At 47.8% G+C, this 6,573-nt stretch carries 6 protein-coding genes; 4 read left to right on the forward strand and 2 right to left on the reverse strand.

The features are described from left to right. Position 1: 1 nt before the first annotated feature. Positions 2-1,171: a glycosyltransferase family 2 protein gene (locus tag BUB16_RS11805; RefSeq protein WP_073064251.1), complete on the reverse strand. Its 1,170-nt coding sequence runs from the start codon at positions 1,169-1,171 to the stop codon at positions 2-4. A gap of 610 nt (positions 1,172-1,781) precedes the next feature. Here BUB16_RS11805 and BUB16_RS11810 point away from each other — a divergent pair. Next, positions 1,782-2,933: a hypothetical protein gene (locus BUB16_RS11810; RefSeq protein ID WP_073064253.1), complete on the forward strand. Its 1,152-nt coding sequence runs from the start codon at positions 1,782-1,784 to the stop codon at positions 2,931-2,933. A gap of 750 nt (positions 2,934-3,683) precedes the next feature. Here the strand turns inward: BUB16_RS11810 and BUB16_RS11820 are convergent. Further along, positions 3,684-4,346, reverse strand: a complete 663-nt coding sequence (locus tag BUB16_RS11820) for a lysophospholipid acyltransferase family protein (protein ID WP_073064257.1) — start codon at positions 4,344-4,346, stop codon at positions 3,684-3,686. Positions 4,347-4,426: 80 nt separating this feature from the next. Here BUB16_RS11820 and BUB16_RS11825 point away from each other — a divergent pair, with 80 nt between their 5' ends. The 3 genes from BUB16_RS11825 to BUB16_RS11835 all read left to right on the forward strand — a co-directional run bounded on the left by BUB16_RS11825 (position 4,427) and on the right by BUB16_RS11835 (position 6,501). Next, entirely contained in the window at positions 4,427-5,053 is a 627-nt protein-coding gene (locus BUB16_RS11825) for an O-methyltransferase (protein WP_073064259.1), read from the forward strand. A 384-nt stretch (positions 5,054-5,437) separates the two neighbouring features. Next, positions 5,438-6,013 carry an RNA polymerase sigma factor gene (locus BUB16_RS11830; protein ID WP_073064261.1) on the forward strand — a complete coding sequence of 192 codons (576 nt, stop codon included), beginning with the start codon at positions 5,438-5,440 and terminating at the stop codon, positions 6,011-6,013. 269 nt (positions 6,014-6,282) lie between these two features. Further along, positions 6,283-6,501, forward strand: a complete 219-nt coding sequence (locus BUB16_RS11835; protein ID WP_073064263.1) for a hypothetical protein — start codon at positions 6,283-6,285, stop codon at positions 6,499-6,501. Positions 6,502-6,573 lie beyond the last annotated feature (72 nt).

The following is a 6,573-nucleotide window of genomic DNA, read 5'->3' on the forward strand; positions in this document are numbered from 1 at the left end:
CTTACAGTTTTCGCTCTTTCCACGTCGGGGAGTTGTTTGTTATATAATCCTTCAGTACTTGTATAGCCAATACCTGAAACCAGCCGACCCCGAGGGGATGGAGGAGCACATAAAAAATATTCCAGCCGAACCAGCGATTGATGATAAAGCGCTGGATGAATACCAGAAGCAGAGCCGCTGTACAGAATCCCAGCAGTATTGCAGAGCCGCCCCAATAAAGCAACAGGGGAAAAGCGAGGAAAGGGAGTATATAGGCAACCAGATGCAGGAGTCCCATCACCCCGAACATCGGGAGATTATACCCGAAGCCGGCCAGAAAATTTTTTCGAAGTCCCTGCCAGAGCTCGCTGCGGGAACGGTACATCCGGCAGCTGACCAGATCCCGGCCGTGATACATATTCATCGTATAGCCGTCCCGTTTAATATTCCGGGCCAGGCCCACATCCTCGACAATCATGTCCCTGACGGAATGATGTCCCCCAATCCCCTCGTAACTGCGTCGCTTGAAAGCCATAAACTGTCCGCATGCCGCCGCAAAGAGCGGGTCCACATGCTTCCTGAGGAACGGGGGGATCCATTTTGGCGGTCGGCGGACATAACGGACCGGAAGAAGGGTAAGCAGGGCCGTGTAGATGAGCGGAATTACCGTTTTCTCCCAGAAGGAACCCAACTGCTGAGAAGGCCAGAGCGTTATAAAATCCAGGATATCCTGTCCCATTGTACGTACGGTTTTGGCCACGGCAGCAGGTTCCAGCCAGGTGTCGGCGTCTATAAAGAGGAGAATTTCTTCATGAGAAGCCTCCGCGAGCTGATGACAGGCCCACGGCTTGCCCAGCCAGTCGTCGGGTTTCGGACGTCCGAGCAGCACTGTCAGCCGCTTCGGGAATTGGTCTTCCAACGCAGCAAGGATGTCGGACGTCCTGTCGGTGGAGCCGTCATCCAGTACATACACGTGGAAGTCGGGGTACTGCTGGCTGACCGCAGAGCGGACGCAGCGCTCGATGGATACCTCCTCGTTGCGTGCGGGGATGCAGATACTTACCCCCGGCGACTGCCGGGCAAAATAGCCGGGGGGCGCCGGTTCCGGCACCTTGAAATCCCGCCTGTTCCGCAATAAAATGAGGGTGGTAATCACAAGGTAGCCCAATGCTATGTAAAAGAGTATCAGCATGCCTAACCTGAATTATTCATTAATACTATGGAATGATTCGTTATCCTGTTCATTTTTTAAAGCCTTAGGATACCATACGGACATTTTTTGAATTATTAACATGAGGACTTCGAAATTTGCTCCTGCGCTGGATTGAAAATGGGTGCTTCAAGGTACTAAGGTACCTCTCCGCCTCCATTTCCATTCCGCCTTGCTCATAACCAAATATCTTTGTGAATAATCCAGGATAAAAGGTAGCAGGGAAAAAAGGAAGATCAAATTGTGCTTTGGATATTCATTTACAGCTTAAAAATATATCCTTGCTATCTTTTTTTATTAACAATTACTTATTACTTTTTTCGATGAAGAAAAAAGTAACCAAAAAATCACCGGCTGGTGAAAAATCAGAAATAAGGTTTCGCCGGTGCTCCGGAAAATAATTTAACTTGCTCCGAACCCCGCGGAGCCTCGGACAGAAATTATTTTTGGTCCTCCGCACCGCCTTTACCTAACTATATTCCTGATTTTTCAAGGCCGGACTTTTCTCCCGCTGGAAGTGAGGAAATTTCTACATTGAAGCTTTCGGTTTATATGCAGGCATGATTTTGAGTAAAAACTTTCACTCCGACCTATGAATATTTTATCCGATCCAGCCCGGGACACCCGTGCGACCGGCCAGCCGCCGGGAGGCTATGAGTGGTGGTACTTTGATGCGCTTTCCGACGACGGCCGGTATAGTTTTGTAGCCATCTTTTACGAGGGAAACCCCTTTTCCACCCGCTATATCAAGGCCCTGGAGGAAAAGACAGGACCGGCCTCTCCTGCATCCTCATCCACTTCCACTTCTTCTGGGCCCATGCCCTCGGAGTACCCGGCCGTGAGTATTTCAGTATATGATCAGGGGGAGCCGGTTTATTACAGTTTTACCGAGTATGACGCAACAGATTGCATCTTTTCCGAAGAGCGTCCCCTCGTGGAAATAGGTCCCCACAGGATGAAAGGAAGCCGCACCGGCGGTCAGCTCTTGTATTCACTCAGCCTGAACGAAGAGCTGCCCAGCGGCGACCGGCTGCGAGCGGAACTGACGTTTGACAGTCCTGCAGTGACGGACCTCTTCGAAGATACGGAAGACCATTCCCCGGCCGGGCATCACTGGAACCTGGTGCAGCCGCTGGCGGACGTTAGCGGAACCATAGAGATAGGAGCCGCAGGGAAGGGAGCGGAAGACCGTACTGTTGCGTTTCGGGGGGAGGGGTATCATGATCACAACAGGGGCGATGAACCGATGCGCGAGGAGTTTACCGACTGGTACTGGGGACGATGTCACTTTGATTACGCCACGCTGGTATACTACGTGATGAACGGAAAGGGAAAGGACGGGCCGTCTCAACATCAGCACCAGGCCTGGCTCATCGATCCCTCGGGGTCGAAAATCACAGCAAGAGGAAACCAGATTGACGTCAGCGATAAAAGTTTATCCCTCTTCGGCCTGTACTCGGGACGCAAGCTCAGTATGCGTGGCCATGACGGAACTGAAATGCAGGTCCAGCAGTCCCGCCTGCTGGACAACGGCCCGTTCTACCAGCGGTTTTTGAGTGATGTTTTCCTGAGCGTTCCGGGCAGCCGGGTGCTTGAATCCGCGCGCGGGATCACCGAATATATCTGTCCCGGCAGGATATACGGGCGTGTTTTCTGGCCCCTGGTCAACATGCGTATCCGCCAGGCTCACGCAAAGCCCCACTGGGTACAGCGGTCCGGGAGGCTTTACCGGTGGACGTGGTAATTTTGTTTGTTCCATTTTTTCTTTCATGAAAAAACGGAACCCAAAAAAATGACCGACTAAATAAATGGTGCTGGCGTTCCCTGCGCCTTCGCTAAAATCATTTAACTCGACATCGAAGTCCACGATGTCTCAAACAGAAATGATTTTAGCCGCTCTGGCTCCGGTCACTCTCCTCAGCACCATTTATTAGGCCGGAGTGAATGAAAAATTGTAGTAGAAATAGAGACTGGTTGATTTGATCCATTCCGGAAGTGCCCGGGGCTAGCAGCTATAAGGGAAAGGTCAAGGCTGAGAAAACTCAGCGCCCGGCGGTCGCGTCGGCTCCGGAGAAAAATATAAACTCACCCGACAGGGTCGGGTTCAAACAAATATTTTTCTTTTTCCTCCACCTTGCCTCCGCCACCCAAGGCGCTGACTTTTCAAGGCCGCCGTTTTTAAAAAGTGATAAGATACTTTTTGAGTAACCTTACTTTAAAAATAAGGGAAAGGTAAAAAGAGTCACCGTGGGAAAACCATTTTCCCGAACTTAGCAGGTGAGGCGGGGAAAGGTCGAGAGGCGGCACGAAGAGAAATAAATGGGGGAAGAAGTGGAAAAGCGACCAGCGTTCCGCAGCAATGGATTTGCCAAGATTTTCGGAATAACAAAATCTTCATTTATTTACGTGCCGGCCGAGACCGAACGCCGAAGCAGGTATGTCGGCGATTTTTTTGGTTCATTTTTTCATCGATGAAAAAATGAACATTAATAAATTAAAGAAACCGCTCAAAAGCTGAATCGTCAAAGCCGGCTTTTCGGCGCAGGTTGGTGAGGATGCGTTCCAGGGCCTGCTCGAAATGGCGGTTCTGCTCCCCGGTCGAAAGCGAGGTATCCGGTTGAACCGGGGCGCCTACCTCCAGGTGCAGCTCCGGTTTGTCCCGGCGGATCGTGTGCATATAGATGCCAATCGGTACGACATCCACCTGCGGGATCTTCCCGTTGAGCCAGGCTAAACCGCCTTCGAACTGCATCGGAGTGCCGGCCGGCGTGATCGTTCCCTCCGGGTAGATAAACAGGCTGGCATTGGGTCGTTCAAAAGATTGCAGGGCGTACCGCAGCGCCGCGACGGAATGACGTTTATCCTCTCTGTTAATAGAAAAAGCTCCTATTTTCTGAAAAAAAGGATGCTCGACCATCTGTCTGTCTTCCATCATCGCACGCGCCTGCTGCCGGAAGCGATATTCATTGAGCAGCAAGGGAATAAGCCCGTCCCACCACGAATGGTGATTCAGATAATAGATCGTTTTGGACTGGCCGTCCGGCTGGTAATCCTGTTTTAACCAGACCCGGCTGAACCTGCGCTTGAAAAGAAGCCAGGTGTAAAGGCGGAGGAGCTTGATAAACAGGGGCGATTCTTTTGCGGGAATAAAATCCAAGGATAAAATATTTGTTGAACATTCATCACCTGAATATCTTTAAGCTCCGTTAAATTTCCCAATTTTTAAACATCTTGTTTATGATCCCCAAAGACATCGAAGCGTATGCGCTGGCCCACACCACCGATGATTCCCCCGTTATTCAGGATCTTATTAAGGCTGCGGAGCAAGAGCTTGAGCATATCGACATGCTCAGTGGCCGACAGGTTGGGCGGCTGTTGTCGATTTTAATTACAATATCAGGGGCTAAGCGCGTACTTGAAGTGGGTACTTTTGCCGGCTATTCGGCGCTTACGATGGCCGAGGCACTCCCGGAGGAGGGCGAGCTGTTTACCTGTGAATACAATGAGAGATATGAAGAAATCGCCCGCAAATTTTTTAACAAGAGCGAGCACGGGTCTAAGATAACGTTGGTGATGGGCAAGGCACTGGAAACCATTCCGACGATTCCGGGAAACTTCGATCTGATTTTTCTGGATGCTGACAAGATCAACTATCCGGATTATTATGAATTGTTACTACCGAGATTAAACCGGGGAGGGATCATGGCGATCGATAATATGCTCTGGGGAGGAGAGGTTACCGATCCCGGCACTGATAAAGCCCGGGCGATTGACCGGGTCAATAAGCAGGTCGCCGAAGATCCGTCGGTAGAACAGGTGTTGTTGACGGTGAGGGACGGGATTACGCTGGTGCGTAAAAAGTGAGATCAAAAGGAGAGAGTAAGGGGGCAAGTAAGTTTTATTTTCTAAAGCTCGATTCCAGAACAATATCGAACTGTATTACGGTCAGGTAGACATCTTTAAAGGATTATCAATCCATCGGTATGATCAAAGTTTGTACTAAATTGATGAAAGAATAATTTATTTTTGGCCTTTATATTTCCGTTATTGGTGAATTTTTATTCTATTTTTTGCACTTTAAAATTTAATTTGAGAGCTTAATAAAGGCTGAAGTTAGGAAGTTAACTTGATGTTAAAAGCTCGTAACATGTTTATTATTCAAACATAACATTAAGTTAACAATTTTATAGGGAAGGGAATGTATACTTGTCTATCAGTATATTTTCACAGACTCATAATATCAAGTTAATGAATAAGGGACAAAGCGACAGACAGTTATTAGAAGATATAGGAGAAGGGGACCGGAAAGCATTTGAACAGCTCTTCAACCGGCACTGGGAATCACTGTTTGCAGTAGCTATGCATCGTTTGCAATCAGAACAGCTGGCAAAGGATGTGCTTCAGGAGCTGTTTGTGGAACTCTGGGAAAAGCATGAGACCCTCAACATTCGCTCGAATGTGAGCGGTTACCTGTTTACAGCTCTAAAACACCGGGTTATCAATAAGATAAAGGAGGAAAATACAAGAGCCAAATATGAAAAGATGACGATCCGGTACTATGAAATAAACGGTCTTGCCACCGAACACCAGTTTTCTAAAAACTATCTCCGGGAAGAGATGGAGGCAAAAGTCAGGCAGCTTCCCGATCGCTGCCGGGAAGTATTTGAGCTAAGCAGAATAGAGCAGCTATCCCATAAAGAGATCGGTGAAAGACTGAATATTTCACCCAAAACCGTTGAAAATCATATCGGAAGGGCATTGAAAGTATTGCGTCCCTATTTAAAACGGGTTATCAGTGTTGCAATGGTTTTTACTTGGCTTTAAGTAAATTGACAGGGACTGTCCATTCTGATTTTGTATCAAGAGTTTATTTTTAAATTGCGCATTTCACTTTGCATAGAGGCTTTTGCGTAATAGGTAGCACAAAATAGATTACTATCCAATGCATTTCTAACCTTAGCCTCTAACTTTCCCAAAAAATCCTTGGGGGATTACCCTGCCGGCAGTTGTCAATAGGGTGAAAGGACAAAGTTTTGGATTGTGTAAAAGATCCTAAATACTGTCCGACAAAGCGAAGTTGCTGATTATTGACAATGAATTTAAGTGAAATAAAAAGAAATTTAAGAAAGTTCTTTCGGGGTGAAGAGACTGAAGAAGGTCGCTGGCTCATCGATCAGTGGTATCGCTCTTTTAAAAATAAACCTAATGAATTAACGGAGTATAGCAGCGAGGAGAAAGAGAAACTCCGCCGGGAATTGTGGGCAGACATCAGAGCATCTACAGAAGACTTTGTAAGCTTCCCTGAAAGTTGACCGTTTGAAAGTAGAGAAAATTCACTACTTTCTATTATGAAAAAATCACGATTCAGCGAATCCCAAATCATC

It is taken from the genome of Fodinibius roseus (assembly GCF_900129315.1).
Classification (GTDB): Bacteria; Bacteroidota; Rhodothermia; order Balneolales; family Balneolaceae; genus Fodinibius; species Fodinibius roseus.